Origin of the sequence: Corynebacterium imitans, from assembly GCF_000739455.1 — a bacterium.
Lineage (GTDB): Bacteria > Actinomycetota > Actinomycetes > Mycobacteriales > Mycobacteriaceae > Corynebacterium > Corynebacterium imitans.
The window spans coordinates 1,288,494-1,311,931 of sequence record NZ_CP009211.1; the positions used below are offsets into that span (position 1 = coordinate 1,288,494).

Annotated in this window: 22 protein-coding genes; 4 read left to right on the forward strand and 18 right to left on the reverse strand. The window is 65.7% G+C overall.

The genetic code is table 11. From position 1 onward, the window contains the following. Positions 1-45: 45 nt before the first annotated feature. The 4 genes from CIMIT_RS06045 to CIMIT_RS06060 are packed head-to-tail and all read right to left on the reverse strand — an operon-like array spanning position 46 to position 4,636. Complete coding sequence (locus tag CIMIT_RS06045; RefSeq protein ID WP_038590533.1) at positions 46-921, reverse strand: hypothetical protein; 876 nt, start codon at positions 919-921, stop codon at positions 46-48. Beyond that, positions 922-1,974: a hemolysin family protein gene (locus CIMIT_RS06050; RefSeq protein ID WP_038590536.1), complete on the reverse strand. Its 1,053-nt coding sequence runs from the start codon at positions 1,972-1,974 to the stop codon at positions 922-924. Continuing rightward, on the reverse strand, positions 1,971-3,374 hold the full coding sequence (locus CIMIT_RS06055; RefSeq protein ID WP_038590539.1) for a hemolysin family protein: 1,404 nt from the start codon (positions 3,372-3,374) through the stop codon (positions 1,971-1,973). Before CIMIT_RS06055 ends, CIMIT_RS06050 begins: the two co-directional genes overlap by 4 nt. 5 nt (positions 3,375-3,379) lie before the next feature. Continuing rightward, the gene (locus tag CIMIT_RS06060) at positions 3,380-4,636 is read right to left on the reverse strand and encodes a DEAD/DEAH box helicase (RefSeq protein ID WP_038590542.1); all 1,257 of its coding nucleotides are present in this window, start codon (positions 4,634-4,636) and stop codon (positions 3,380-3,382) included. Positions 4,637-4,775: 139 nt separating this feature from the next. Between CIMIT_RS06060 and CIMIT_RS06065 the strand changes: the two genes are divergently transcribed. Beyond that, positions 4,776-5,837 (forward strand): HNH endonuclease, encoded by a 1,062-nt coding sequence (locus CIMIT_RS06065; RefSeq protein WP_051904843.1) that lies wholly within the window; start codon positions 4,776-4,778, stop codon positions 5,835-5,837. On the opposite strand, the gene gndA is transcribed toward CIMIT_RS06065, so the two are convergent. Further along, on the reverse strand, positions 5,834-7,303 hold the full coding sequence (gene gndA / locus CIMIT_RS06070; RefSeq protein ID WP_051904844.1) for an NADP-dependent phosphogluconate dehydrogenase: 1,470 nt from the start codon (positions 7,301-7,303) through the stop codon (positions 5,834-5,836). The genes CIMIT_RS06065 and gndA overlap by 4 nt on opposite strands. A gap of 49 nt (positions 7,304-7,352) precedes the next feature. Here gndA and CIMIT_RS06075 point away from each other — a divergent pair, with 49 nt between their 5' ends. Then, the gene (locus CIMIT_RS06075; RefSeq protein ID WP_051904845.1) at positions 7,353-7,820 is read left to right on the forward strand and encodes a PaaI family thioesterase; all 468 of its coding nucleotides are present in this window, start codon (positions 7,353-7,355) and stop codon (positions 7,818-7,820) included. On the opposite strand, the gene CIMIT_RS06080 is transcribed toward CIMIT_RS06075, so the two are convergent. The 5 genes from CIMIT_RS06080 to CIMIT_RS06100 all read right to left on the reverse strand — a co-directional run bounded on the left by CIMIT_RS06080 (position 7,817) and on the right by CIMIT_RS06100 (position 14,001). Next, positions 7,817-8,890, reverse strand: coding sequence for a magnesium and cobalt transport protein CorA (locus CIMIT_RS06080; protein WP_038590546.1), 1,074 nt, complete (start codon positions 8,888-8,890; stop codon positions 7,817-7,819). The genes CIMIT_RS06075 and CIMIT_RS06080 overlap by 4 nt on opposite strands. 82 nt (positions 8,891-8,972) lie before the next feature. Then, a complete protein-coding gene (pflA, locus tag CIMIT_RS06085) occupies positions 8,973-9,848 on the reverse strand; it encodes a pyruvate formate-lyase-activating protein (protein ID WP_038590549.1) in 876 nt (291 codons plus the stop codon). Between the two features lie 82 nt (positions 9,849-9,930). Then, entirely contained in the window at positions 9,931-10,182 is a 252-nt protein-coding gene (gene grcA2, locus CIMIT_RS06090) for an autonomous glycyl radical cofactor GrcA2 (protein ID WP_038590551.1), read from the reverse strand. A gap of 26 nt (positions 10,183-10,208) precedes the next feature. Next, entirely contained in the window at positions 10,209-12,320 is a 2,112-nt protein-coding gene (locus CIMIT_RS06095) for a pyruvate formate lyase family protein (RefSeq protein ID WP_038590553.1), read from the reverse strand. A gap of 286 nt (positions 12,321-12,606) precedes the next feature. Then, complete coding sequence (locus CIMIT_RS06100) at positions 12,607-14,001, reverse strand: NAD(P)/FAD-dependent oxidoreductase (protein WP_038590566.1); 1,395 nt, start codon at positions 13,999-14,001, stop codon at positions 12,607-12,609. 144 nt (positions 14,002-14,145) lie between these two features. Here CIMIT_RS06100 and CIMIT_RS06105 point away from each other — a divergent pair, with 144 nt between their 5' ends. After that, the gene (locus tag CIMIT_RS06105) at positions 14,146-15,468 is read left to right on the forward strand and encodes an SAM-dependent methyltransferase (protein ID WP_038594235.1); all 1,323 of its coding nucleotides are present in this window, start codon (positions 14,146-14,148) and stop codon (positions 15,466-15,468) included. Between the two features lie 108 nt (positions 15,469-15,576). On the opposite strand, the gene CIMIT_RS06110 is transcribed toward CIMIT_RS06105, so the two are convergent. Further along, on the reverse strand, positions 15,577-16,311 hold the full coding sequence (locus CIMIT_RS06110) for a YceI family protein (RefSeq protein WP_084674280.1): 735 nt from the start codon (positions 16,309-16,311) through the stop codon (positions 15,577-15,579). A gap of 5 nt (positions 16,312-16,316) precedes the next feature. Next, positions 16,317-16,643: a hypothetical protein gene (locus CIMIT_RS06115; protein WP_038594241.1), complete on the reverse strand. Its 327-nt coding sequence runs from the start codon at positions 16,641-16,643 to the stop codon at positions 16,317-16,319. Positions 16,644-16,822: 179 nt separating this feature from the next. Between CIMIT_RS06115 and CIMIT_RS06120 the strand changes: the two genes are divergently transcribed. Beyond that, positions 16,823-17,194 (forward strand): RNA polymerase-binding protein RbpA, encoded by a 372-nt coding sequence (locus CIMIT_RS06120; protein WP_038590569.1) that lies wholly within the window; start codon positions 16,823-16,825, stop codon positions 17,192-17,194. Between the two features lie 53 nt (positions 17,195-17,247). On the opposite strand, the gene CIMIT_RS06125 is transcribed toward CIMIT_RS06120, so the two are convergent. From CIMIT_RS06125 to CIMIT_RS06150, 6 genes are read right to left on the reverse strand one after another with little or no spacing between them, the layout of a single operon-like run. Next, on the reverse strand, positions 17,248-18,234 hold the full coding sequence (locus CIMIT_RS06125) for a polyprenol monophosphomannose synthase (RefSeq protein WP_038590572.1): 987 nt from the start codon (positions 18,232-18,234) through the stop codon (positions 17,248-17,250). A gap of 28 nt (positions 18,235-18,262) precedes the next feature. Further along, positions 18,263-19,804, reverse strand: a complete 1,542-nt coding sequence (lnt, locus tag CIMIT_RS06130; protein WP_051904847.1) for an apolipoprotein N-acyltransferase — start codon at positions 19,802-19,804, stop codon at positions 18,263-18,265. Then, positions 19,805-20,338: an FxsA family protein gene (locus tag CIMIT_RS06135; protein WP_038590575.1), complete on the reverse strand. Its 534-nt coding sequence runs from the start codon at positions 20,336-20,338 to the stop codon at positions 19,805-19,807. It abuts the gene before it with no gap. A gap of 9 nt (positions 20,339-20,347) precedes the next feature. Further along, on the reverse strand, positions 20,348-21,556 hold the full coding sequence (locus CIMIT_RS06140) for a lipase family protein (RefSeq protein WP_231910266.1): 1,209 nt from the start codon (positions 21,554-21,556) through the stop codon (positions 20,348-20,350). Between the two features lie 5 nt (positions 21,557-21,561). After that, positions 21,562-22,317 carry an SDR family NAD(P)-dependent oxidoreductase gene (locus tag CIMIT_RS06145; RefSeq protein WP_038590578.1) on the reverse strand — a complete coding sequence of 252 codons (756 nt, stop codon included), beginning with the start codon at positions 22,315-22,317 and terminating at the stop codon, positions 21,562-21,564. Between the two features lie 4 nt (positions 22,318-22,321). Continuing rightward, on the reverse strand, positions 22,322-23,425 hold the full coding sequence (locus tag CIMIT_RS06150) for a M24 family metallopeptidase (protein ID WP_038590581.1): 1,104 nt from the start codon (positions 23,423-23,425) through the stop codon (positions 22,322-22,324). Positions 23,426-23,438 lie beyond the last annotated feature (13 nt).

Consider the following 23,438-nt stretch of genomic DNA (forward strand, 5'->3'; position numbering starts at 1 on the left):
CAACCGCCTTAAACGCCACAGGACCAAAAAACTTCTGCCGCCATCTTATCCGTCGATAAGCTGATCCAGGAGCGCGACAAGCCGAAGCCGCAGCGGCTCCGCGGCCGCCGCGAGCTCCCGCTGCCGACGCACGTACTCGGCCTTGCCCTCGGCCGTCTCTATCGGCACGACGCCAAAACCCAGCTCGCGGCAGTCGTAGGGGGAGGCCTCCATGTCCAGCTTTCGCGCCTGCCGCGCGAGCGCGAACGTGTCCAGCAGCAGCTCGCCGGGCACCGCAGGCCCGAGCTTGGTCGCCCACTTGTACAGGTCCATCGCCACGTGCACGCAGCCCGCCCGATCGTTGTCCGCCTGCCCCTCGCGCGTGAGCACGGTGAGGTTCAGCGGCCGCGCGGGCTTGGTGAAGAAGCGAAACGCGTCGTAGTGCGTGCACTTGAGCTGGTGCGATTCCACCACTGCGTCGGTCCCGGCTCGCCCCAGCCGTAGCGGCAAATTATGCCGGGGCCGATCCGTGCGGTAGACCATCGCCCACTCGTGCAGCCCAAAGCAATCGAAGTGGGGCTCCCGCTTATCGACGCCACGCAGCAGCCCCCGAATCTCCTCCATCGCCACCCCGTGCCGGGCCATAAACGACTCCGCGTCGAACCCGACCGTCGCGCTGCCGTCGACGGCGGCTTCGACCCGGTAATCGCGCCAGGTGGCGTGGGGCGTGGTGGCAGCGTCGTCAAGCACGCGCCCGAGCCCCGGGTGCCAGCGACGCAGGTGGGTCGGGCGCAGCCAGTAGTAGTCGAAGAGGAAGTCCCACACCGGGTGGTGCTGTCCGCGCGCACGGCGCTTCAAGTGGGGCGTCACCCAGGCGTCGGCGCGCGCCTCGTGCGCAGCCATTGCTTCTCGGTACTCGGCGGGGGAGAGGTGTACGGGCATCTAGTCGTCCTCGTGGGTCCAGTCGGCGACCGTGCCTACGTACTCCTCGATAACGTCCTCCAGCGCCAGCACGCCGACGACGACGCCGTTGTCGCGGACCTGCGCCATGTGGGCGGAGCGGCGGTGGAGGGACGTGAGCGCGTCGTCAAGCGTCTGGGCCCCGTCGACGCTGCTGAGCGGGCGAATCTTCGCGCGCGGCACCAGCGGGTCGTCCTCCGCCGACTCCATGAGATCCAAGATGTCCTTGACGTGCAGGTAACCGACGAACACCCCAGGAGCGGTCTCCACCGGGAAGCGGGAGTAGCCCGTCTCCCGCACCGCGCGTTCGACTGCGGAGAGCCGAATGCCCGAAGGCGGCAGCGCGATGGTCTTCACATTCTGCAGAGGAATCATGACCTCCTTCAGGTTGCGGGACTCCGAGCGCAGCGCTTTGGCCAGGCGGGCCGTCTCCTCGGCGTCCAGCAGCCCCTCCTCGCGGGACTCCTGGATCATGCTGGCCAGCTGTTCCTGGTCCACCGTGGACTCCAGCTCGTCGCGCTGCACGATGCCGAACGCCGCCAGCGTCTTGCGCGCCACCCAGTTCAAAAACTCGATCACCGGGCGGGTGAGCTTCATCCACACCGTCATCGGCTTCGTCAGCCACATCGCTGTCGACTCCGGGCCAGCGATCGCGATGTTCTTCGGCACCATTTCACCCAGCAGGATGTGCAGGTAGGAGATGATGCACAGTGCGATGGCGAAAGAAACCGGGTGCAGCAGATTCTCCGGCAACCCGAGGCCCTTGAAGGGCACCTCGATGTAGTGCGCGATCGCGGGCTCGGCGACCTTGCCCAGCACCAGCGAGGCGATCGTAATGCCGAACTGCGCGCCCGCAAGGTAGATGGATAGGTGCTCGGTGGCCTCGAGGACGCCCTTCGCATCCCTCTTGCCCTGCGCGAGCATGTTCTCCAGCCGGTCGCGCCGCGAGGAGACGAGCGCGAACTCCGCGGCGACGAAGAACGCGTTCAGCGCCAGCAGTACAACGATTAAGACGATGGCAAGCCAGATACTCACTCCTGCTCACCACCCTGGCGCTCGGCGATACGCTCCGCTTCTGCGGGCGAGACTGGACTCAAGACGACACGGTCCACCCGGCGGTCGTCCATGACGGACACGCGCCCGACCCAATTGCCGGCACCGCCCGCCTCGAACTCCTCCTGGAAGTTCGCGGTAGCCTGCGGCAGCACCACAGTGTCGCCCGCCTGCGGGATCCGCCCCAGGGTGGCCATCACGAGTCCGCCCAGGGTTTCGTAGGGGCCTTCGGGGGCGGTGTATCCGGTCATGGACGCTACGTCGTCAAGCCGAACCAGCCCCGAGACCTCCCACGAGGTGCCGAAGCGCTGGAAATCGCGCTCCTGCTCCGCGTCGTCGTACTCGTCGTAGACCTCGCCCAGGATTTCCTCAACCACGTCCTCGATGGTCACCAGGCCCTGCGTGCCGCCGAACTCATCGGCGACGAGCACGACCTGCGAGCCGGCGGAGCGCACGCGGTTGAGCACCGCGTCGCCGTCGAGCGTGCCGGGGACAAACGGCACCGCTTTCGCAAGCCCCGCGAGCTTCGTCGTGGACCGCTCTGATTTATCCACCGAAAACGCGTCCTTGATGTGCACCACGCCGATCGTGTCGTCCAAATCGCCGCGGCGCACGGGGAAGCGGGAGTGGCCGGTCTCGCGGGCAAGCGCGATGAGGTCGGCGACAGTGTCCTCGGCATCCAGGGCGTTGATCGTCGAGCGCGGCGTCATCACCTCTTCGGCGGTGGTGTCGCCGAACTGCAGCGATCGGTCGATCACCGCCGCGGTATCCGCATCCAGCCCGCCGGCCTGTGCGGAGCTGCGCACCATCGCGGTGAGCTCCTGGCCGGAGCGGGCGGAGGCGAGCTCGTCAGCAGGCTCCATGCCGAGCTTGCGCACAATGAAGTTCGCCGAGCGGTTCAGCGAGGAAATGAAGCCCTTGAACACCGTGTTGAAGGCGTTGACCGGCGGCACCACGAAGCGCGCCGTGGCGAGCGGGTCCGTAATCGCCACGTTCTTCGGCACCAGCTCGCCGAACACCATGGAGAGAAAAGTCGCCACCGCGAGGGCGAGCACAAGCGCGACTGCGGTAGAGGCCTGATCGCTCAAACCCACCAGCCGGAGCAGGGGAGCGAAGTACTGGCCGAGCACCGGCTCGGCGAGGAAGCCCGCGGCCAGCGTCGTCAGCGTGATGCCGAGCTGCGCGCCGGAAAGCGCGAAGGAAAGGTTTGCGTGGTCGCGCGCCACCGCGTGGGCGCGTTTGTCGCCCTTCTCTCGCACGTGGGCGTCGATAGTGGACCGCTCGAGCCCTGTCATGGCGAACTCGATCGCCACGAACAGGCCCGTTGAGGCGGTGAGCAGGATGAAGCCCAGCAGCGAGAGGATGGATATGAATATGTCCATTGCAGTTAGCGCCTATGTCTCCTTCGTGTGTGCGGTGCTTTTCGACGCCCACGCGCCCCCGCCGGCTGCCCCGGCGGCGGCAGCGGCGCGCCCTTGGGCTCGCGTGCACCGGTGATTGTAATGAGGCTTTCGGACATGGGCTCGACTTCGACCTCGCGGGCGTCGACACCCGCCTTGCGCAAAAGTTTGTCCACTTCCTTGCGCTGCTCATCCATGACCAGCGTCACCACCGTGCCCGAGGTGCCTGCGCGCGCGGTGCGGCCGGCGCGATGCAGGTAGGCCTTGTGCTCGGCGGGCGGGTCGACGTGCACGACGAGCGAGACGTCGTTGATGTCGATTCCGCGAGCGGCAATGTCGGTGGCCACGAGCACCGGCGTCGAGCCGTCCGCAAAACCCTCGATAGCGCGAGTCCGCGCGCCCTGGCCCTTATCGCCGTGGAGACCCTGGGCGTTGATGCCCACGCGCCGCAACTTCTTGACCTGGCGGTCTACGCCGTGCTTCGTGCGCATGAACATGATGGTCTTGCCCTCGCGCGCAGCGATCTGCAGCACGATCGCATTGCGCTGCTCGCGGCTACCGACGAGCAAACGCACGTGCTCCATCGTGTCCACCGACGCCTCCACGGGCGCAGTCGAGTGCGTGACCGGGTCGTGCATGTAGCGGTCGATGAGTTTTTGCACATCCCCGTCGAGCGTGGCGGAGAAAAGGAGTCGCTGGGTGTTGGGCGGCGTGGCGTCGAGAAGATTGCGGACCTGTGGAAGAAAACCCATGTCGGCCATCTGGTCGGCTTCGTCGAGCGCGGTGACTTCTACCGCATCCAACGAGAGTTTGCCCTGGTTGATCAGGTCCTGGGCGCGGCCCGGGGTGGCGACGAGCAGGTCGACGGGGGCGGCGAGCGCGCGGATTTGGGTGTTGATGTTCACCCCGCCGACGACATCGAGCACCCGCAGACCAAGCGTCGCCGCAGGATCGGCCAGACGCTCGCGGATCTGCGCCGCAAGCTCGCGGGTCGGTGCCAAAACGAGGCCGCGCGGACGGCCGGGGCGGCTTGGCGCGCCGCTGAGACGCACGAGCATCGGCAGGCCGAAGGTGAAGGTCTTGCCGGAGCCGGTGGGGCCGCGGCCGAGGACGTCGCGCCCGGCGAGCGCATCGGGGATCGCTGCCTCCTGGATGGGGAAGGGATGCTCGATACCTTGCTTGGACAGGACGGTGACCACAGGCTTTGGCAGTCCGAGGTCAGCAAACGTGGTTGACAGTGTCATTGCCACGAGTCTACCGCGCGAAAAACTCCGATCCCTATTAGACGCACATTTCGGGGCTTCGGTTCCCTTTTGGGGCGAAAGTGGAATACTTCTCACATTTGCTTGTTTGCGCAGCTCATGGGTGTTTATGGTGGGTGGCATGAACCTCGTAGACGCTTTAATCGCCCAGGACCGCGCCGGCATCGCCATCGTTGCCGACGCGGCTTCGGCGAGCGTCTCCGAGCTGGTCGCCCGTGGCATGGACCGTGACCGCGCCGAACAACTCGCGGTTGCCGCCGAAGTCTTCTACGGTGCGGTGCGCAACAAGAAAGCACAGGCGGCGTGTGTTGCCGCGGCGCGGGAAAACGGGCACCGCCTGGACACCCTGGCGTATATTGCACGGTCGTCGCGGTCGCTGGATTCGGACAAAGACCGGTGGCACTACCGCCAGAAGCTTTGTGAGACTGAAGGTGACATGCGCACCGTGGTCAAACGCGCGAAAGCCTTGAAGAAGGAACTCAAACCGCCCGCACCGCGTGCGCCGAAAGCCTCGGTGACCTTCCACGACACAGGCTGGTCGACCGTGCACATCACCGGGCGCACCACTGATGTGCTGCCGGTGTATCGCGCGGCGAAAGACGACCCGCAGGCGTGGCTGAGGGACACACGCACGGGTGGCGATGCGGCGATTACTACCGTGTTGAACATGGACATCGGCGACTTTGTCCAGTGGCGCATGTGCGACGACGGCGAGGTCGAAGTCCAGCTGACCAACGGCGAGTGGCTGCGCGGTGCAGAGCTGGTCAACCGGAAGCTGCGCGCGGCCGGGTACATCGCGCTGATCTCGGCCACGGACGGGCCGGTCAACCTCTACCCGGTGAAAATCGAGCGCCACGCCACTCGCGAGCTGCGCGCACTAATGAGCGCGGATGGTGCCACCTGCGCGTGGGCTGGCTGCAACCAGCCGGCGGATTTCTCCGAGGCGCACCACATCCAAGAGTGGTCCAAAGGAGGCACCACCGAGGTCGAGAATATGTGCTGGTTGTGCACCTACCACAACCGGCAAAACGGCAGGCCGAACCGCGGGCGGATGCAGCGGGTCGGCGGGCAGATCATGTGGCAAAGCCCGAAAGGCTACCTCACACCCCGCGGCATAAAGCACACCGACCCGGCACGAAGACACGCCCGGGCCGCACACATCCCAGCAACAGGACCGCCTTAAGCGTCGATCTCCTCCCGAGACCCGGACCACGTGGTGTGGAAGGTGCCGTCCATGTCGACGCGCTTATAGGTGTGCGCGCCGAAGAAATCGCGCTGCCCCTGGATCAGCGCTGCCGGCAGGCGCTTGGAGCGCAGCGAGTCGTAGTAGGAAAGCGAGGACGCAAAGACCGGGACCGGCAGGCCGAGTTGGGTGGCGGTGATGACGACGCGGCGCCAGGCGTCGATAAGCCCGCCCTCAAGCTCCTGCTTGAAGTACGGATCGAGCAAGAGCGACGGCAGCTCGGGGTCGTTTTCGTAGGCCTCGGTGATACGGTTGAGGAATTTCGCGCGGATGATGCAACCGCCGCGCCAGATGCGCGCGAGCGCGCCCGGCTCGAGGTCCCAGCCGTACTCCTGCGAGCCCGCGTTGATCTCGTCGAAGCCCTGCGCGTAGGCGACGAGCTTCGAGGCGTAGAGCGCGCGGCGCACGTCCTCGACGAACGCGGCGCGGTCGATGCCGAGCTCGTCGAGCGTGGTGACCTCGCCGGCCGGCAGGCCGATGCGCTGCGCGGCCTCGCGCTGGGCGATTGCCGACGACAACGCGCGCGCAAACACCGCCTCGCCGATACCCGTGACGGGCACGCCCAGGTCGAGCGCCTCCTTCACCGTCCAGCGGCCGGTGCCCTTCTGGCCGGCGGCGTCGAGGATGACGTCGATGAACGGCTTGCCCGTCTTCGCGTCCGTCTGGCGCAGCACCTCGGCGGTGATCTCGATGAGGTAGGAGTCCAGGTCGCCCTCGTTCCAGGTGCTGAAGATCTCGGCGAGCTCAGCGGGGGAGAGACCGGCGCCGTAGCGCAGCAGGTGGTAGGCCTCGCCGATGACCTGCATGTCGGCGTACTCGATGCCGTTGTGCACCATCTTGACGAAGTGGCCGGCACCGTCGGGGCCGATGTGGGTTACGCACGGGGTGCCGTCGACTTTCGCGGAAATGTCCTCGAGCAGCGGGCCGAGCGTCTCCCAGGATTCCTTCGGGCCGCCTGGCATAATCGACGGGCCGCGCAGCGCGCCCTCCTCGCCGCCAGAGATACCAGCGCCGACGAAGTGGCGGCCGTGGGCGGCGACCTCCTTTTCGCGGCGGATTGTGTCCGTGAAAAGGGCGTTGCCGCCGTCGATGATGATGTCGCCGTCGTCCATCGCGGTCGCGAGCTGGTCGATCACCGCGTCGGTCGCGGCGCCGGCCTGCACCATGATGATGGCCTTGCGCGGGCGCTTGAGCGAGGCGACGAACTCCTCGATCGTCTCCGCGGCGACGAAGTTGCCCTCGTCCCCGTGGTCCCCGATGACCTGGCGGGTCTTCTCCGGCGAGCGGTTGAAAATGGCAACGGTGTGGCCCTTCGAGGCGAAGTTGCGGGCGAGGTTGGAGCCCATCACGGCCATGCCAACCACGCCGATGTCGGCGGTTCCGTACGCAGAGGATGCTTCAGTCATGCGGCCGATTCTACGCGCCGGCACCGCGGTGGCGCGCTAGAGTGTGGCCATGAGCGCACACCAAGAGAGACAGGCTGGGCTGCCCAGCCGTTTTGCCAGGGAAGTACTGCACACACCGCTCGACAGCGACGAGCTACGCGCCATTAACGAGCAGCGCGGCGGCTTCGGCGCCCACATTGGGCTGGTCACCACGTCCTGCTCGGCGGACCGCGCGACCGGGTACGTGGAGGTGGGGCCGCAGTTGCTGCAGGTCACGGGTGTGGTTAATGGGGGTGTGTATGCGTCGATAGGCGAGACGCTCGGCTCGATCGGAGCGATCGCGGCGGCCGGCCGCCCGGCCGTGGGCATGAGCAACTACACGGACCTGCTCGGCAGCGTCGCCGAAGGCCGCATCGAGGCGGAAGCGCTCCCGGTACATACCGGCAAGCGCACGCACCTGTGGCGCGTGGAGCAGCGCGCGGGCGGGCGGCTCGTCGCTGTGACGAACCTCAAGCTCATGCTTATCGACGCCCCCTAGAGCCAGTGGTTACGCCGGAACCACCAGTACATCAGCGCCATCGAGCCAAACATGACGCAGAGCACGACCGGGTAGCTGAATGACCAGGAAAGCTCCGGCATGTTCTCGAAGTTCATGCCGTAAATGCCCGCGATCATTGTCGGGGCGGCCGCCATGCCCACGACGGCGGAGATGGTGCGCATGTCGGAGTTCTGCTGCATGCTGACTTTGGCCACGGAGGCGTCGAGAAGCGAGGAGAGGCGCTCGTCGAAGCCGAAGAGATGGTCGCTGGCGATCGTGGCGTTATCCATCACATCGCGGAAGTAGGAGCGCAGCGTTTTGCGCAGCAGGTCCTTGTGCGCAACCAGGGCGTTCTTGAGCGCCGGCACCAGCGGGTCAATCGCGTGGCGCATCTCGAGCACCTCGCGCTTGTACATGTAGATCTTGTCGATGTTGATGTCGCGGCGCGGGGTGAAGACCTCGTTTTCCAGCTCGTCGACGTCGGTTGAAAGCTCGCTGGCGACACGCAGGTGGTTGTCAACCGCGTAGTCGGCGATCTTCCAGGCCACTGCCGCGGGGCCTAAGATGGCGAGCTCCTCGTCCTCCTCCAGCTGCGCGGTGAGATCCGGCAGGGGAGCGTGGTGGCGGATCGTGATCGCGAAATTCGGGCCGACGACGATCTGGATCTCGCCGGTGGAAATGATCTCGCGGGAGTCGTCGACTTCCTCGTCGTCGCGGTAGTAGACGGTGCGGATAACCAGGAAGAGCTGGTCGTCGTAGCGCTCAACCTTGGGGCGCTGGTGGGCGTCGATGACGTCGTCGACGATAAGGTCGTGAAGGTTGAACAGCTCCGCGATGCGCTCCATCTGGGTGTTCGTCGGCTCCTTGAGCGAGAGCCACACGAAGGCGTTGTCGTGCTCCTCGACGCGCGCAAGTGCCTGTGCGACGCGCGCATTGCCGGGCAGGCGCTTGCCGTCCACGAAGATGCGGCAGAAGTCGATCGAGCGCTCGATCGGCACCGGGACGTGGGGAGCAACGGGGGCGAAGTTCTTCTTCGGCCGTGGACGTGGCATGGGGATCCGAGGCGGCATGCATGCCTCCCTTCGTGTGACGCGAAAACTAGCGGGCCCCGCCCTGGGAGCGGAGCCCTTAGAAAATACTACGCTGCGGCCGCTAGAAAACCGTGAGCCCCCGCGAGCGGAAGACTTCGCGGACATGCTCGACGCTCTCGGGCGTCGGTGGTGTGACGTCCTCGAGCTCGTAAGGCAAGCCGATGCGCTTCCACTTGTCCGCGCCCATGTTGTGGAAGGGGAGTACCTCCACGCGCTCGACGTTGTCGGACCAGCGGGCGACGATGTCGGCGACGTTGTTCACGTTCTCCTCGGAGTCCGTGTGGCCCGGCACGACCACGAAGCGCACCCACACCGGTTTGTCGAGCTTGCTGAGCCGGTCGCCGAAGGCAATCGTGGGGGCGAGCTCCCGCTTCGTTACGGCGTTGTAGGTGGCCTCGTCGCCGGATTTGACGTCGAGAAGCACGAGATCGATGTTGTCGAGGTCCTCGTCGCTCAGTCGTGCGCCAAGGTAGCCGGAGGTATCAATGCAGGTGTGGATGCCTGCGTCGTGGACGAGCTTGAGCAAGCGGCGCGTAAACGCGATCTGAAACAGCGGCTCGCCGCCGGAGAGCGTGAGACCACCGCCGGAGGCGTTGAAGACGCTGCGGTAGCGCATGACGCGCTTGGCCACCGACTCGACGGATTCGAGCGTGCCCTCCTTCATCTCCATCGTGTCTGGGTTGTGGCAGTACACGCAGCGCAGCGGGCAGCCGGAAAGGAAGATGGTCATGCGGGTGCCGGGGCCGTCGACAGCGGTGACGAGCTCCCACGAGTGCACGAGCCCAACGTCGCCCGTGCGGCGAGCTTCGAGCAGCTCGGGGCGGGTGATCTCCAAGTCAGCGTCCGCGGTACCGCCAAGTCCAGCGGCAACACCCCTGACCCGCTCGCCCTGCTGCGGCTCAAGTGTGACGATGCCGGTCGTTCCATCCTGCGCCATTGGCGCCCTCCTGTTTCTTTGCGAGCGCCCCACCGCCCGCCTCTGACAGAGACGAACAGCGGGGCGTTGCGGGATTACTGTGTTATGCGCCGTGGTGGAAGGTGCGCGAGATGACGTCGCGCTGCTGCTCCTTGGTGAGCTTGACAAAGTTCACGGCGTAGCCGGAGACGCGAACGGTGAGGTTCGGGTAGTTCTCCGGGTGCTCCATCGCGTCCTCCAGGGTGTTCTGGTCAAGGACGTTGATGTTGGCGTGGTACAGGCCAGAGTCCATGTTGTTCGCGGAACGGTTGGCCTTCATGGATGCGAGGCGCTCGTCGAAAGTGTGGGTAGCCATTGGGAATTCCTTTCTGGGAAGTGAAGTTATGCGGGGTGGATTTCGGAGTCTGCGTGCTCCATGATGAAGCCCGCATCCAGCACGCCGACCAGGTTCTGCACCTGCTCCTCCTTGTCGCGGCCGAGGCCGGAGGGCGTGATGGTGTTGGTCAGCGAGATGCCGTCAAGCGCGTCGTTGTAGTCGAGCTTGCCGACCGAGAGCATCGACGCCACCATACCGTGGTTGTCGGCGCCGTTCTCGGGGTTTGCGCCCGGCGCGAACGGGGTGCCGGCCTGGTGCCCGGAGGGGAAGGAGCCGGTGGCCTTACCGTAGACCACGTTCGAGGTGATGGTGAGCACCGACTGGGTCGGGATGGCGTCGCGGTACATCGGGATCGCCTTGATCTTCTGCATCACGGTGTGGACGACGGTGGCGGCGATGTCGTCGGCGCGGTCGTCGTCGTTGCCGTAGAAGGGGAAGTCGCCCTCGGTGATGTAGTCGACGATCAGGCCCGTCTCGTTGCGCACCGGGGTGACGGTGGCGTACTTGATGGCGGACAGGGAGTCAGCGACGATGGAAAGGCCAGCGATGCCGCAGCCCATGGTGCGCACGATGTCGGAGTCATGCAGCGCCATCTCGACGGACTCGTAGGCGTACTTGTCGTGGCAGTAGTGGATGATGTTCAACGCCTCGACGTAGGTGCCAACGACCCAGTCAAGCATTTCCTCGTACTTTGCCCAGACCTCGTCGAAGTCGAGCGGTCCGTCGCCGGTGATCGGGGTGTGGCCCTCGGTGACCTGCTTGCCGGTGACCTCGTCGCGGCCGCCGTTCATGGCGTACAGCAGGGCCTTCGCCGCGTTGACGCGGGCACCGAAGAACTGCATCTGCTTGCCGACGGGCATCGGGGACACGCAGCAGGCAATCGCCGCGTCGTCGCCCCACTGGTCGCGGATCTGCTTGTCGGATTCGTACTGGATCGAGGAAGTCTCGATCGAGATCGCGGCGCAGAATTCCTTGTAGCCCTCGGGCAGTGCCGGGTCCCAGAAGATGGTGATGTTCGGCTCCGGAGCCGGGCCCAGGTTACGCAGCGTTTGCAGCAGACGGAAGGCGGTCTTGGTGACCTGGTGGCGGCCGTCGGTGGAGAAGCCTGCGTCAGACCAGGTTGCCCAGTAGGGGTCGCCGGAGAAGATCTGGTCGTAGTCCTCGGTGCGCAAGAAGCGGACGATACGAAGCTTGATCACCAGCGCGTCGATGATCTCCTGGGCCTCTTCTTCGGTGAGCGTGCCGTTGGCCAGGTCGCGCTCGAAGTAGATGTCGAAGAAGGGGGAGAGGCGACCAATGGACATGGCGGCACCGTCCTGGCTCTTCACGGAGGCCAGGTAGCCGAAGTAGGTCCACTGCACGGCCTCGAGCCCGTTGGTTGCCGGGCCGGAGATGTCAAAGCCGTAGTCGGCGGCCATCGCCTTGAGCTTCTTCAGCGCCTTGATCTGCTCGGCATGCTCTTCGCGGTAGCGCGCCCAGTGCTCGGAGAAGCCCTTGTCCAGGGACGCGTCCTTGGCAGCGATCTTGTCTTCGATGAGCTTGTCCACACCGTAGAGGGCGACGCGGCGGTAGTCGCCGATGATGCGGCCTCGGCCGTATGCGTCAGGCAAGCCGGTCACGATGTGCGAAGATCGAGCCGCGCGGATGCGGGGGGTGTAGATGTCAAAGACGGCGTCGTTGTGGGTCTTGCGGTACCGGGTGAAGACCTTCTTCACGTCTTCGTTGACTTCCTTGCCGGCCTCCTTGATGGCCTGCTCGACCATGCGCCAGCCGCCGTTCGGCATCATCGCGCGCTTGGTCGGCACGTCGGTTTGCAGACCGACGATGACGTTGTCGTCCTCGCAGATGTAGCCGGCGGGGAAAGCGTCGATGTCAGCCGGGGTGTCAGTATCGACGTCGTAGACGCGGCGCTCGCGCTCAACGGCGAGGTAGTTCTTATCCAGCGTGTCCCAGACGCGCAGCGTCTTCTCGGTCGGGCCGGCGAGGAAGGAAGCGTCGCCGTCGTAGGGGGTGTAGTTGCGCTGAACGAAATCGCGGACGTCGATGTGCTCGGTCCATGGGCCTTCTTCGAAGCCGTCCCAAGCGTTGGTCTGCGGTGCAGCGGTAGTAGCAGTCACGTTGAAAATCTATCCTTTATATCTCGAGGATCTGATCCAAGATGGTCGCGCTGACTCTCTCCCAGGTTCCCGTTCAACATCCGCCACCGGGCGCAGAGGCTCCGGCCGATGATTTGAAGCGCGCCATCGTTAGTTCCCATCATAAGGTAAGACCATTGAAAATTGCATCCTCAACGCCCTGTGATGTCACTCACGTAGCTCAAAACGTCCCCAAAAAGTGCGAAAAGGCCCGGTCACAGGGGACCGGGCCCAAACGTCGACGCCCGCACGGGGCGGCAACTCGGGGCTAGTTCTCGCCGTTGGTGTCGCGGACCTCTTCGAGGTTGTCGTCGCCAGCCTTCTCGCGCAGCTTCTTCAAAGCGTTGCGGCCGTGCTGCTGCTGCAGGGTGGTGGAGAGGTTGTAGCGCTTCGGCGTCAGGGCGTTGAGCGTCCAGGTGTAAATCGAGACGAGGCGGTTACGCCCGGCCACCAGGAAGGAGACGTGCACGAGCAGCCACATAAGCCAGCCGATGAAGCCAGTGACCTCGACCTTGCCCATCTTGACCACGGCGTTGAAGCGCGACACGATCGCCATCGAGCCCTTATCGAAGTACTCAAAGGCATCGCGGTCCGCCTGTGCGACGTCGTGCTCGACCTGTTCCTTGATGATGCGGCCGACGTACTCGCCGGACTGGATAGCCACCTGGGCAACGCCCGGGAGGCGGTCGCGGCTCATCATGTCGCCGATGATGAAGACGTTGTCGGTCTCACCCACGGTCAGGTCAGCGTTGACCGGCACCTTGCCGTTTCGCTCGGCTTCGACGCCAACCTGCTCTGCGATCTGCTTGCCCAGCGGGGAGGCCTGCACGCCCGCGGACCAGATCTTCGTGGCTGCGCGCAGGGTGGTCTCCTTATCGGTCTTGGTGTCCTTGTAGGTCACCGTGTTTGCGTCGATGTTGGAAACCAGAGCGTTGAGTACCACAGTCACGCCCTTACGCTCGAGCTCGCGCTGGGCGCGCTTGCCCAGGCGCTTGCCGAATGGCGGAAGGACCTGCGGCATGCCGTCGATAAGCACGACCTTGGCCTGGGAAGGCACGAAGTTCTTGAACTGCCCCTTGAAAGAGCGGTGGGCCATCTCGGCGACCTGGCCGGCGAGCTCGACGCCGGTCGGGCCGGCACCGACGATGACGAAGGTGAGCAGCTCCTCGCGCTCCTGCTCGGTCTCGGCCAGCTCGGCGCGCTCGAAGGCGCTGACCAGGCGGGCGCGGATCTCGAGGGCGTTATCCACCGTCTTCAGGCCCGGAGCGAACTCAGCGAAGTGGTCGTTACCAAAGTACGACTGGCCTGCACCAGCGGCAACGATGAGCGAGTCGTACTCGTAGGTGCGGGTAAACGCGCCCTCGTTCGCGGTCACGGTCTGCCCCTCGACGTCGACGTCGGTGACATCGGCGCGCACAACGGCGACGTTGTCCTGGTTTGCCAGGATCTGACGCACCGACGTAGCGATCTCGCCGCTGGAAAGCAGACCGGTTGCCACCTGGTACAGCAGGGGCGCAAACAGGTGGTAGTTCGTGCGGTTGATCAGCGTGACGTCGACATCAGCGTCAGCGAGCTCGCGGGCTGCGAACAGGCCACCGAAACCAGCACCGATGATGACGACGTGGTGACGGTTGCCTGCGGGGCGAAACGGCGTTTCTGCCATAAGAACCTACTCCTTGCACACAAAGTACAAATTGCTGGGAAAATTTTTACCTTGCATATCCTACGCTGATTGTAAAAAATCACCATTGATGGGTCCCGTCGTGGCGCCAACCGCTACGAAAATATGGCGACTAGCATTGGCCGGGTGGCGAACTCACAGCGATTTCCGGAGCACCTCGCGCCTATCGACGCGCGCACGTGGCCGAGCGTGGCAAGCGTGCCCACCAGCCGCCTTCTGCGCTGGAGGGCCTCGCGCGCGGAGGCGCATTTTGCTGCGGTGTGCGCAAAAGCGGAGCTCCGCCTGGAGGGCGATGCGCCGGACTTGAGCGTGGATTACGTCGAGGTCTTCGACCGGATCGCGGCGAGCGGCTGGGTCGGGCTGGCAGAAGGCTATATGGCAGGAGAGTGGCGTACACCGGACTCGGATCGGCTGGTGGCGGTCCTGCGCGGGCTGGTCGAGGCGGGGTATAGGCCGCCGACGTTGCGCGTTGCACCCCCGCAGCACGGCGGCGGTGGCCAGATTCCGCCCTCGCTGGTCCAGCACTATGCGGGTGACGGCGTAAGCCCATTTCAGGGGCACTTTGCCACCGGCGTACCGACGCGCGAGCGCGTGCGCGTGAAGTCCTGGGTGCCGCGCGCCGGCCGCGGGGCGGAACCGGCGACGCACTTCGTGGACAACACGGAAATTGGGGCTCCGCTGGACGCGGCAACCACGCGCGCTGACCTTGCGGATGCGCAGGAACGCTCGGTAAATAGGCTGGTCAGTGAGGTGGGTGCCCGCGAGCGTTGGCGGATTCTGGAGTATCCGGCGGCGGGACCTGCGGCCACGATTGCGGCCGCGGCACGCGGAGCGGAAACGGAGTGCGTAACGCTGAGCGAGGACATGGCCGCGGCGCTGCGGGAGCAGCTCACGTTTGCAGGTGTCAGCGGGCATGTTCGCGCGGTGCGACCCAACGTGACCTCGCTGGGCCGGGATTTCGACGCCGCGGTGTCGCTGGAGCACCTCGAGACGCTGTCCGCGGACGATAAGGCGGAGTACCTGACCCGGCTGGGCAAGGCGGTCGCGCCAGGTGGGCGCATCGCGTTGCAGACGATCCTTGGCACGGGCAACCTGCAGGGTAAGGGTGCGGGCAAGGCCGCGACGGCGGCGTTGGCGTCGCTGCGCGCGTATGTGTGGCCGGGCTTAAGTTATGTCACGCCCGAGGAACTGGCGAAGCTGGTGGATCGGCGCACGCCGCTGCGCGTGATTGGCGAGTCGCACGCGCCGGACCACCTGGCACGTTCCTTGGCGCTGCAGCGGTCGACGTTTGAGACGCACCTGCGGGACGCGGCGGCCGACGGCTTCGATCCGGTGTTCCGCCGGTTGTGGGTCTGGCAGCTGGCGCTGCGGCAGGCGCTCGCGGAGCTCGAGCTGATCGATCTCGCGCAAGTGACGCTCACGGCCCGGAATAGGCGGGGGCGTCGGTAGGGGTGGTGCGTGTGGTCGTCGAGAAGCAAGGGCGCGAAGTTAAGTTGACATAATGTACATTATCGGACATATATTGCCATATATTGCGTCACATGACGCAATATGGGCCTAGTCCTTGGTCAGGTGCAGGCGGACGTTGATTTCGCCTTCCTCGTTGATTGTGGCCGCAACGAACTCCGGCGACTCGACGCCGTAGTCTAGGCGGTTGATCGGCATGTCGCCCGCGACGTACACCGAGGATCCAGAACGCGCCGCGGCGAACTCGTGCGTGACCGGGTTGGTCTTGCCGTGGATGGTCATCTCGCCGGTGAGCTCGACAGTGCCGACGGAGCCGTCCTCCGGCAACTGCGAGACGTCCGCGGGCTCGGTCACGCGGAAGGTCGCCTCCGGGTAAGTATCGGTGTGCAGGATCTTGCGGCGCACGTTGGAATCGCGTACGTCGCTATCGCTGGTGAGGTTGTTCAGGTCTACAGTGATCTCGCCTGCGGTGAGCGTGCCGGCCTCGATGGTGACGTTGCCGGAGACGCCCTCCGTCGACGCCGAGGTGACCTTCCGTTGGCCCGGCAGTACCTCCGAGAAGGTAAAGCCAGCCGAGGTGCTGTTTGGCCCCGGGCGCTTGGTGACGGTCCACTCGCCGTCGATATCCGTCTCGGCGGCCTTCAGGCGCGACTCATCGATGCCCTCGGTCTTCACGCCGTTGCTAAACAGTCCGCTCAGTGCGAGCGGGATTAGCGCGATGGCGAGCAGGATGACCAGGACGATGGAGACAACGACGATCAGGATCGTCCGCTTGCGCTTCGTCGCGGCAATGTCCTCAGCCGTGGACAAATTCTTGGATGTCATGATTGCTACCTTAACCTCTCGATGTGTTGAGCCAAGCTCACCATTTCGTCACACAAGTGACGTAATTCCTCAGGCGTTGCACCCTCGGCGGCTGCCGTGTGGATGTCCTCGGCCGCGCACCGCAGTTGATACAGGCGATCCCGCAGGTCAGACACCTTTTCCGGGCTGAGGATCACGGCGTCCTCTGGAATCTTCGTCCCCGAGACGGAGTTTCGCTGCTCGTAGGCGCGCTGCTTGCACGACGGGCTGCAGAACCTGCGACGCCGACCTCTCCCCTTCTGCTCCGGCAGCGGACCACCGCACCAGGCGCACACCGGCGGCGTGCGACCAATTCGCGCGGATTGGGGCAATTGGTCAGGATCCGATTCTGCGACGTCATCAATGCTTGCCACACGGCAAGCCTAGTACATTGGGCAAATTCCAGATCGCTCGCGACGCCGGGAACAAAAACTTAAGCGAAGACGTTATACTAAGGCGTTGACTTGAAGATATTGAAGGGATGGGATGCAGCATGGCTGATCGCGTGCTCCGAGGAAGCCGTATGGGTGCCGTAAGCTACGAGACTGACCGGGACCACGACCTGGCCCCGCGCCAGATGGCAAAGTACCGGACCCCGGACGGGTCGGTCTTCGAGGTCCCTTTCGCCGACGACGCGGAAATCCCCGAAGAGTGGATGTGCAAGAACGGCCAGCTCGGCACCCTCATGGAGGGCGAGGGCGTAGAGTCCAAGCCGACGAAGCCGCCGCGCACCCACTGGGACATGCTGCGTGAGCGCCGCAGCCTTGAGGAGCTCGACGTGCTGCTGGAGGAGCGCCTGGAGCACCTGCGCAAGCGTCGTCGCGCCGCAGCCCGCCTGGCCAAGGAACAGCAGGAAAACTCCTAGAAATCGCGAAAGGCCCGGACCGTTACTTTGAACGGTCCGGGCCTTCTGCGTGCTTAGCGACGCAACCTGCGCAGCTCGTAGCGGGCGAGGCCAATTCCCTCGCGCACCATCTCATTCGCCTGGCTCGCCGCGTCGGCAAGCTTGGCGGGAAGCTTGGGAAGCGACGTGTTGTTCAGCTCGTACTTGGCCAGCTTGAAGCCTTCCGCGATCATGTTTGCGAGTTCTTCCGGTGCCTGATCGATTTTGGCACCGACGCGGGAAAGCTTCGAGTTGTTGTACTCGTACTGGAGGAGCTTGCCCGCCTCCTTCGCCATTTCCGACGCCTGCCAGCTGCGCTTCTCGGCGCCCCACTTGCTGACCTCTGCGAGCGAGGCACCGGCGAAGCTCGCGTCGAGCTTAGACTCGCCCAGCGTGCGGTCCTCGAAGGTGATCGGGACCTCGCGGACGTCGAAGCCCGCGTCGATGACCTTGTGTGCCAGGTCCACCTGGAAGATGTAGCCCTTATTCGACAGCGCGTCCAAGTCGATTGCCTCGAGCACCTCGCGGCGGAAAGCACGGTAGCCGGCGGTCATATCGGCAATGTCGCTGCCGAGCGCCACCGAGATGTACTGGTTGCCCAGCTTGGACAGCAGGTAGCGGTTCTGCGGCCAGTTCTTCACCTCGCCGCCTTCGACGTAGCGGGAGCCGATGACCAGGTCTGCGCCGTCGTCAATCGCCCCGAGCAGACGCTCCAGCTCCTCGGGCGCGTGGGAGCCGTCCGCATCCATCTGGCACAGCACCTCGTAGTCCTTCTCCAGGCCCCAGCGGAAGCCGGCGCGGTAGGCCGCGAGCAGGCCCTCCTTGCCGGTGCGGTGGAGCACGTTGATCTCCGGGTGCGCGGCGGCGAGCTCGTCAGCTTTCTCGCCGGTGCCGTCGGGCGAATTATCGTCCACGATCAACAGGTCAACATTCGGGTTTGCCTTGAGCACCCGATCCGTGATCAGCGGAAGGTTCTCCAGCTCGTTGTAGGTAGGGATGATGACCAACGTCGAGTTCGCCATGAACGGTTACTCCTTGTATGAACGGTTGTTAGCTCTCGGTGGGCGCATCCAGGGCGCGCGATTCACTCATTGCAGCATACTCCCGGCGCGTGGCGAACGACGCACCGATAGCGACAAGCACGCCGCCAAGCACCATGAGCCACTCCAGCCACTCGCCGATGCGGACTGCGAGGGTCTGGCCGGACTTCAGCGGCAGCGTGGAGGTCAGATGCGCCGGGGTGAAGATCTCGGTCTGCTGCTCCACCGTGCCGTCCGCGCGCACGATGGCGGACACACCGGAGGTAGCAGCCACCACGACGGCACGGTCGGTCTCGATCGCGCGCATGCGGCTCATCGCCAGCTGCTGGTAGGTCATGTCGGTAAAACCGAAGGTGGCGTTGTTGGTAGGTGTTGCGAGCAGCTGTGCCCCGTTCTTCACCGCCATCCGGTAGGCGGGGTCCTCGGCGACCTCGTAGCAGGTGGCGATGCCCACGATGGTTTCGCCCATCCGCACGACGCCGGGGCCGTCGCCGGGCTTGAAGTCGCCTGCGAGGTCGACCAGCTCGGAGAAGTTGCGGAAGAAGTCGCGCATGGGCATGTACTCGCCGAAAGGTTGCAGGAAGCGCTTGTTGTGCCGCTCGCCGACGCTGCCATCCGGGTTGATCACCACCATGGTGTTGCGCGCCCCGACCTCGTCGTGGGTCAGCGTGCCCACCAACAGCGGCGCGTCCACTGCTCGCGCGGCCTGCGTGACCAAGGTTCCGGCCTCCGGGTCGACGAAGGGATTGACGTCCGAGGCGTTTTCCGGCCAGACCACCAGGTCGACGGGGCCTTCCTCTGCCAGCCGCTCGGTCTCGTCCACGTGGTTTTGCAACACGGCGCGACGCTGCGCGTTGAAGTCGAGCCCCATCCGCGGCACGTTGCCCTGCACTGCGGCGGCGCGCACCGTGCCGGTGGCTCCCCCGTCGGCGGACACTCCCAGGCCCGCGAGCGCACCGAGCACCAGCGGCGCAAGCGCGGTCAGCCCTGCTACCACCCGGGCCTTCCCACGACGTGCAACGCAGGCCGCCAGGCTCGCACCGGCCAGCACCGCCGCAACGGTGACGAGCGCGGGCCCGCCGTAGGCCGCCAGGTTGGCCAGTGGGCCGTTGATCTGGCCCCAGGCCAGGCGCACCCAGGCAAAACCGCCAAAGGGGAAGGAAGAACGAGCGAACTCCACGGCGAGGTACACCAGCGGGAAGACGGCGAATCCCCACCGCCTGCGCGCAACCCACACCCCGGCGGTACCCGTGACCAGTCCGTACAGGGAGAGGAAGAATGCCAAGGCCAGGTACGGCATCGGTCCGACGAACTCACCAATCCACGGCAGCAACAGCAGGTAGCAGGCCAGCGCCTGCAGCATGCCGAGCCCTGCACCCAAACGCGCGCTTGGGCGTGCACCGTTCGGCCAGGGCGCAAGCGCGGCGTAGAACAGCGCCATCGCCACAAGCGCCAGCACCCAGTAACCAAAAGGCTCATAGGAGAAGAACAGCAGCGCGCCGGAGCCTGCGGCGAGCAGGCAGCGCAGCGCTGTCGTCCATGCGCTACTCACCTACTTGCGCTCCTCGCCAGTATCGTTGCCGGTATCGTCGCCGGGATTCGCTTCCTTGCGGAACATCTCTTCGAGTTCGTCGGCGTCGATCACTTCATGGCTCTGCTCAGGCGCCGCGGGGCCGCCGAAGTTGCCGTAGCTGGTCTGGAATTGCGACAGTGGCGAGGCGTTGTAGACGCGCACGCTGAACTCTTCCATGCTGCGCATCGCCCGATTCGTGATCACGCGGCGCAGCAGCGCCCGGGTCGGACCGAATACCAGCAAAAGCCCCACCGCGGAGGTGACGAAGCCCGGGATGATGCTGAGCAGCCAGCCCGTCATCAGCAGCGCGGAGTCCCCGGCGAGGCGGCCGAGCGAGCTGCGGCCTTGCGAGGCCTGTGCGAGCGCACCCCGCAGGCTCACACTCGCCAACACGGCGCCCAGAAGCATCAGCGCGAAGATGGCGAAGATAGCCCAGCCGACGCCGATGAGCTTGGCCACTCCGTAAAACGCGAGGGCCTCGATGAAAAAGTAGGCGAAAATAAACAGCGGCATGCGGCCAGACTACCTGCCGAGCTGGCGCAGCAGCCATTCAACATCGCGGGTGAGGTGCTGGAAATACGGCCCGTAGTGGTTCAGGCCCGTCCGGCCTGGCAGGCGCGGTAAACGCCGGGTCTGCAACCCCACGCCCCACTGCTCGGCGAGGTCGTGGACCAAGGGGTATGGCACGATGTCGTCGTGAAGCGAGGCCCACAGCCGCAGCGGGATGCGCACAGGGCGGCGGGAACCGAGCGCTTGGCGCTCAAGCACCTCGGCGGTGTGCGGCAGCGCGTCGAGAAGCTCGGCCATGCCGATGCCTTCCCGCGTCCAGGCGGTGGTGTGCGCCCAAGGCCGGCGCAGTGCGGCACCGACGGCGCAGACCTGCGCGTTTTCTACGATCGCCGCGGCCCCGGCCGGGCTTAAGTGCGGGACGAGCTCTTCGGCGACGCGGGGGTGGTGCGCCACCAGCCCGGCGACCGCGTAGAGGATCACTATCGACGGCAGCGCGCCATCGACATGGTCAAGCATCGGAATCAGTGCCGCGGGCGGTGCACCGCATACTGCCGCGAGCGGCTGGAGTTCGGGTGCGTACTCGGGTCGCTCGAGCCACGCCCCTACTGCCCCGCCGCCCTGGGAAAAGCCCCACAGGCCAAGGACGTTGGTGTCCAGTGGGAGGTGGGAGGCGGCGCGGGTGGCGTCGATAAGCGATTGCGCGGCGGCGGTGTGGTCGCAGTACAGCTGCACGCGGTCGGCCGGGTCGCGCGGGTAGTCGGTGAGCACGACGTTCGCGCCGCGGGCGAGCATGAGCGCGATGGCGGGCTGCTCGTAGGCGGCGATCAGATCGAGCGGGGCGAAGCGCGGCGCGAGGCCGATGGTGCAGGAATACGACGGGTCGCAGCGCGCCGCCACACCCTGGGTCGACGGCGCGAACGCAATGGTCGGGCGCGGGCCTGCCCCGCCCCAGGGTGTGCGGGAGAAAAAGACCGCGCCGGTGGCGGTCAGCGTGCGGCCCGCGGCATCAGTGGTGACGTAGTCGATGCTGAACGCCTGTGCGGGATTCAGCCTGCGCGTCAACCCCACGGCCTTGATCTCGCGTGCTTTCAGGAGGGTGCCCGGGCTGCGGCCGATCACCCAGGCCGCGTCGGTGTGCTCCGGCTCTGTAAGGCGCGCGCCGCGCACCGCATCCACCGCAAGCCCCAGCGCGGCACGCAGCGCCGCAGAATGCTTCCCCACCTTCGCTAGCGCGGCATCCGACGCCAGATCGGTCGCGGCACCACGCGCATCACTGCGGCGAGCAGTGCTAATCGACGCGGCACCCACACCGTCCGGCTGCGCCCGGTACCTGCCGCGTCGACCACGGCGTCGGCGACATCGTCCGGAGTGACAGACATCACTGCGGGCTTCATCCCGTCTGTCATGGAGCCGATGACGAATCCAGGCCGGGCGGTGATCAGTCGCAGCTGGGATCCGTGGAGCTGGTCAGCAAGGCCCTGGCAGAAGGCGTCGAGGCCTGCCTTGGTGGAGCCGTAGACGTAGTTGGCGCGGCGGGCACGCCACCCGGCGATGGAAGAGAAGGCGAAGATCTCCCCGCGCGACATGACGTTGGTGAGCACTGTCAGCGCGTTGATCTGCGCGAGGTAGTCGATGCTGCCGATGCACACTGCCTCCGTCTCATCCCGCTGCGCGCGGTCGTGATCGCCCAGGATGCCGAAGGCGACGATGGCGGTGGTGATCTTGCCGCCCGAGTGGACCTCTTCGACGAGTGCGCGGTGCGACTCCAAGTCGGTCGCTTCGAAGCGCCGTGTCTCCACCTTGGCTGCGCCGCAGGCCTGCAGCCGTTCGCGGATCTCTACTGCGTCTTCGCGATCCGGTTCCCGCATCGCCAGCACTACGCGGCGCCCGTGGCACATGCGCTGCGCAATCGCGCTGCCGATGTCGCTTGTGCCGCCGAGGACCAGCAGGGTTCCTGTGGACTCACTGTCTCGAGTACGCATGGGCCTAGCGTAGTCCACGGGCCACGTTGTTCAGCGAGACCGCACCGTCGTCGTCCAAGTAGACAATGTCCTCCAGGCGCATCCCCCACTTGCCGGGCAGGTAGATGCCCGGCTCGATGGAGAAGGCCATCCCGGTTTTCAGTTCGGTGTCGTTGCCCCCGATGATGAAGGGTGCCTCGTGGCCGGCCAGCCCGATCCCGTGGCCGAGGCGGTGGGTGAAATATTCGCCGTAGCCGGCCTGCTCGATCACGCCGCGCGCAACAGCATCGAGCTCGCCCGCGGTGATCCCCGGGCGCGCCGCCGTCACCGCCGCCTGGTGGGCCTGCGTGAGCACATCGTAGGCGCGCAAAACCTCGGGGTCCACGTCCTCGGTGTTGCCGCCGACGATGTAGGTGCGGGTGCAGTCCGAGTGGTAGCCGCTGTCCAGCGTGCCGCCCAGGTCGACAACCACAACATCGCCGCGGGACAGCACGCGCTCGGAGAAGTCGTGGTGCGGGTTGGCACCGTTTTCGCCGGAGCCCACGATAACGAAGTCGACTGCCTCGTGCTCGTCCATGATCAGGCGGTCGAGCTCCTCGGCCACCTGCGCCTCGGTGCGTCCCGCAACGAGCAGCTCCGGCACCCGCGCGTGCACCCGGTCGATCGCGGCACCGGCGCGCGCCAGCTCGGCCAACTCCGCGTCCTCCTTCGCCATGAATAGCTCCGCGAGCGTGTCCGTGGCCAGCCGGGTATCCGGCACAAGCACCTGCAGCGCAAAGACGTGATCTGCGGTCAGCGAGCTGTCGAGCGCCACCGGTTTTGTCGCGTCGAGTGCTTCGACGGCCAGCGCGTAGGGGTCTTGCCCGTCCTGCCAGCCGCGCACCTCTACCCCGCTGTCGGCCGGGATGCCCAGGCTCGCGATGTCTGTCAGTGGCGCGACGAGCACAGCACGCCCGTCCGGGCCGATCGCCAGTGCGGTGAGCCGCTCGTGTGAGGACGCCCAGCTGCCGGTCAGATACGCAAACTCCGCCCCGGTTCCGACAACCAGTCCGCCAAGCGAGTGTGCAGCAACAAGCTGTGCCGCGCGCTGTCGACGGTGTGCAAACGTGGTCTGATCTATACGCGTCATGCAGGCAATCCTA

What these genes read in the sequence shown, in the direction of transcription:
- CIMIT_RS06080 (WP_038590546.1), bottom strand. Translation starts at nt 8,890, where the DNA reads ATGCCGCCTCGGATCCCCATGCCACGTCCACGGCCGAAGAAGAACTTC.
- CIMIT_RS06120 (WP_038590569.1), top strand. Translation starts at nt 16,823, where the DNA reads ATGGCTGATCGCGTGCTCCGAGGAAGCCGTATGGGTGCCGTAAGCTAC.
- CIMIT_RS06065 (WP_051904843.1), top strand. Translation starts at nt 4,776, where the DNA reads ATGAACCTCGTAGACGCTTTAATCGCCCAGGACCGCGCCGGCATCGCC.
- gndA (WP_051904844.1), bottom strand. Translation starts at nt 7,303, where the DNA reads ATGACTGAAGCATCCTCTGCGTACGGAACCGCCGACATCGGCGTGGTT.
- CIMIT_RS06125 (WP_038590572.1), bottom strand. Translation starts at nt 18,234, where the DNA reads ATGGCGAACTCGACGTTGGTCATCATCCCTACCTACAACGAGCTGGAG.
- pflA (WP_038590549.1), bottom strand. Translation starts at nt 9,848, where the DNA reads ATGGCGCAGGATGGAACGACCGGCATCGTCACACTTGAGCCGCAGCAG.
- CIMIT_RS06110 (WP_084674280.1), bottom strand. Translation starts at nt 16,311, where the DNA reads ATGACATCCAAGAATTTGTCCACGGCTGAGGACATTGCCGCGACGAAG.
- CIMIT_RS06055 (WP_038590539.1), bottom strand. Translation starts at nt 3,374, where the DNA reads ATGGACATATTCATATCCATCCTCTCGCTGCTGGGCTTCATCCTGCTC.
- CIMIT_RS06135 (WP_038590575.1), bottom strand. Translation starts at nt 20,338, where the DNA reads ATGCCGCTGTTTATTTTCGCCTACTTTTTCATCGAGGCCCTCGCGTTT.
- CIMIT_RS06100 (WP_038590566.1), bottom strand. Translation starts at nt 14,001, where the DNA reads ATGGCAGAAACGCCGTTTCGCCCCGCAGGCAACCGTCACCACGTCGTC.
- CIMIT_RS06150 (WP_038590581.1), bottom strand. Translation starts at nt 23,425, where the DNA reads ATGACGCGTATAGATCAGACCACGTTTGCACACCGTCGACAGCGCGCG.
- CIMIT_RS06075 (WP_051904845.1), top strand. Translation starts at nt 7,353, where the DNA reads ATGAGCGCACACCAAGAGAGACAGGCTGGGCTGCCCAGCCGTTTTGCC.
- grcA2 (WP_038590551.1), bottom strand. Translation starts at nt 10,182, where the DNA reads ATGGCTACCCACACTTTCGACGAGCGCCTCGCATCCATGAAGGCCAAC.
- CIMIT_RS06045 (WP_038590533.1), bottom strand. Translation starts at nt 921, where the DNA reads ATGCCCGTACACCTCTCCCCCGCCGAGTACCGAGAAGCAATGGCTGCG.
- CIMIT_RS06060 (WP_038590542.1), bottom strand. Translation starts at nt 4,636, where the DNA reads ATGACACTGTCAACCACGTTTGCTGACCTCGGACTGCCAAAGCCTGTG.
- CIMIT_RS06145 (WP_038590578.1), bottom strand. Translation starts at nt 22,317, where the DNA reads ATGCGTACTCGAGACAGTGAGTCCACAGGAACCCTGCTGGTCCTCGGC.